This is a genomic window from Vibrio sp. OPT46, assembly GCF_015163535.1.
Classification (GTDB): domain Bacteria; phylum Pseudomonadota; class Gammaproteobacteria; order Enterobacterales; family Vibrionaceae; genus Vibrio; species Vibrio alginolyticus.
Genome location: NZ_JADDYG010000362.1, coordinates 2,634 through 5,540, shown reverse-complemented (window position 1 = coordinate 5,540; position 2,907 = coordinate 2,634). Strand labels below are relative to the sequence as shown.

General features: G+C 47.7%; 4 protein-coding genes. All 4 read left to right on the top strand.

What is annotated here, in order from left to right; all coding sequences use genetic code 11:
- The first annotated feature begins 85 nt into the window (after positions 1 to 85).
- The gene (gene dctP, locus IQR33_RS16925) at positions 86 to 1,111 is read left to right on the top strand and encodes a TRAP transporter substrate-binding protein DctP (RefSeq protein WP_140184037.1); all 1,026 of its coding nucleotides are present in this window, start codon (positions 86 to 88) and stop codon (positions 1,109 to 1,111) included.
- Positions 1,112 to 1,176: 65 nt separating this feature from the next.
- Positions 1,177 to 2,274 carry an NAD(P)/FAD-dependent oxidoreductase gene (locus IQR33_RS16920; protein ID WP_086587139.1) on the top strand — a complete coding sequence of 366 codons (1,098 nt, stop codon included), beginning with the start codon at positions 1,177 to 1,179 and terminating at the stop codon, positions 2,272 to 2,274.
- Positions 2,258 to 2,557, top strand: a complete 300-nt coding sequence (locus IQR33_RS16915; RefSeq protein ID WP_140184038.1) for a (2Fe-2S)-binding protein — start codon at positions 2,258 to 2,260, stop codon at positions 2,555 to 2,557. Before IQR33_RS16920 ends, IQR33_RS16915 begins: the two co-directional genes overlap by 17 nt.
- Positions 2,558 to 2,567: 10 nt before the next feature.
- On the top strand, positions 2,568 to 2,907 hold a 340-nt coding region (locus IQR33_RS33335), incomplete at its 3' end, for an NAD(P)-binding protein (protein ID WP_228013946.1).

Below are 2,907 nucleotides of genomic sequence, written 5' to 3'. Positions count from 1 at the left end.
CTACCTGTAGTGATTCTGACCTCTTTCTGGTCAGAACTATCACTCTTCCTCCCTACTGTGTTTGGTTACTAAAAGGAAATTACCAATGACAAAAACAAGTAAGTTTGCTCCAACTAAAGCACTGAAAAAATACACGTTGCTTGCTTCTCTTATCGCAGCTGCAGCGACGGTTATCCCTGCACAAGCGACGACGCTGAAAATCAGCCATGTTCGCCCACAAGGTACTGTAGTTGATAATGATATCAAACAACTCAGCGATGAACTGAAAGCGGCAACGGATGGCGATCTTAAGCTTCGAGTTTATGCAGCAAACGCTCTAGGTGACTACACCTTAGTTCAAGAACGTATCTCTGTTGGTGCGATTGACATGGCACTGCAGCCTGCATCGACTTCAACGGACCGTAAAATGCAGATTGGCTTGCTACCTTTCCTTGCCAATAACTGGGAAGAAGCACAAAACATCTACGGTAGCGGAGCACCAGTCAGAACCGCGATGGAAGAGTTATTTGCTAAACAAGACATCACACTACTTGCTGCTTACCCAGTTTATTTTGGTGGTATTTCACTGAATCGTAATGCGGTTGAAGCGGGTAACCCTGATGTGAGCAAAGGCATCAAGCTTCGCGTTCCGCCAATCAAGAGCTTCCAGCTACTTGCTGACAATGTAGGTTATATCGGCTCGCCACTACCGTTTTCCGAAGCCTTTACTGCAGTACAAACTGGGGTGGTAGATGGAGTGATTGGCTCTGGAGCGGAAGGTTATTATGCTTCGTTCCGTGACGTAACTAAAACGTACATTCCACTCAATACTCACTTTGAGATCTGGTATCTGATGATTAACTCAGAGCGTTTGGATGACCTTGATGAAAACGAGAAAAACGCCTTGGTATCGGCGGCGGCTGAGTTTGAATCTCGACGCTGGGGAGCGGCGCAAATAGATCAGAAAGCGAACGAGCAAAAACTAGTTGATGCCGGCGCGACAATCGTCGAAATGACTCCGGCACAACTGAAATTGACGGCGGATAAGGTTCGTACCACCGTATGGCCTCAAATCATTAATGATATTGGTTCTGACTGGAGCCAACCAATTCTAGACAAAGCGCTTAATTAAACTAAGCGCACCTCCAAGTAGGGGCGTTGTTGCGCCCCTTATTACAAAAGTCTGAAGAGAACGATATGAAACCGGATTACATAATTGTCGGTGGAGGCGTCGTGGGCTGCGCAGTGGCTTACGGACTGCTCAAAGCTGGGCATAAGGTAACAGTACTCGATGGTGGAGATGAGGCTCATCGTGCATCACGAGGGAATTTTGGCTTGGTGTGGCTATCGAGTAAAGGTTTAGGTGCCCCTCACTATGCCACGTGGACACGTCGCTCAGTGGGACTATGGCGCAAACTGGCTGATGAGCTTGAAGAGATGACGGGTGAAGAACTCAATCTTGTTCAAAACGGAGGGTATGACTTTCATTTTTGCCAGCAAGAGATGGCAGAGAAAGCCAAGCAATATGAGGTGCTTCGACAACAACTGGGTACGGATCATCCCTACGAAGTCTGGGATAGAGATCGTCTTATTGCTGAAGAACCAGACATTGGTGAAGAAGTTGTTGGTGCTATTTATGGCCCGGAAGATGGGCATGTGAATCCGTTAAATCTGCTTCGTGCTTACACTAAAGCAATCAATGAGTTAGGGGCAAATGTTGTCACTGGCGTTACTGTGTCAGAGATAAGTAAAAACGACTCACATCGATTCGACGTCGTACTGCAAGATGGAACGCGTTACAACAGCGCTAAAGTGGTTTTGTCGGCAGGTTTAGGATCGGCGGAACTGGGCCCTAAGCTTGGCTTTGTTGCACCAATTAGCGCACAAAAAGGTCAAGTTCTGATTACCGAAAAGCTTCCCCCAAGACTGAAGCGTGCCTCAGGGATCATCAGACAGGTCAATGAAGGTGGTATTCAGATTGGAGACTCTAAGGAGAACGCTGGTTTCGATGATAGCGATACCCTAGACGTCACGGCGGCGATAGCTGAACGAGCGATTGCGGTTTATCCGTTTTTAGCCCAGACAAAGTTAGTTCGTAGCTGGGGAGCTATTCGCATCATATCTCCCGATGGCTTACCGATATATCAACAGTCGAAAACCAATTCAGGCGCTTATCTCATTAGTTGTCATAGTGGTATTACATTAGCCGCAGCGCACAGTTTTTTGCTCCCAGCTTGGCTAGAAGAAGCAGCGGATGCACCAACTTTGGAGTTATTCAGTGAAGACAGGTTCTAAGTTTCAACGAATGGTTGCGACAGAAAGGTCGCAACAGACGGTGGAGTTTTTTTGGGAAGGCAAGCCATACACAGCCCATGTTGGTGACACCATTGCGGCTGCATTGTTGGCTGCAGGTGTTGACCATACTCGAGAGTCTCCACTGTCGGGAGCCCCTCGCGCCCCGTTTTGCATGATGGGTAGTTGCTTTGAGTGTCGTGTTCAAGTTAATGGCGAGCACAATGTCCAAGCATGTATGAATGTAATAGAAGATGGCATGACGATTTGCCGTCAGACAAGTTAGTGGTGAGTTCATGCAAGACGAAATAAAAAAACAAGTCGATGTATGTGTCATTGGTGCTGGCCCAGCTGGAATGAGCGCGGCAGTGAGGTGCGCAGAAGCAGGTGCCAGTGTGGTTGTGATTGACGAACAGCCGATCCCGGGAGGTCAGATATATCGAGCGCAGAAAGAACAAGGACACCCAAACGGCTCTATCTTTGGCCCCGAATATCAACATGGTGCAAGCATAATCAAAGCGTTTAATCGAGCACCGCTGACCCATATTACTAGGGCGACACTGTGGCGAGTCGACAATGAAAACTGCGTCTACTGGAGCCAAAATGGTGTAGCCAATAAAACCGTAGCGAAACAAA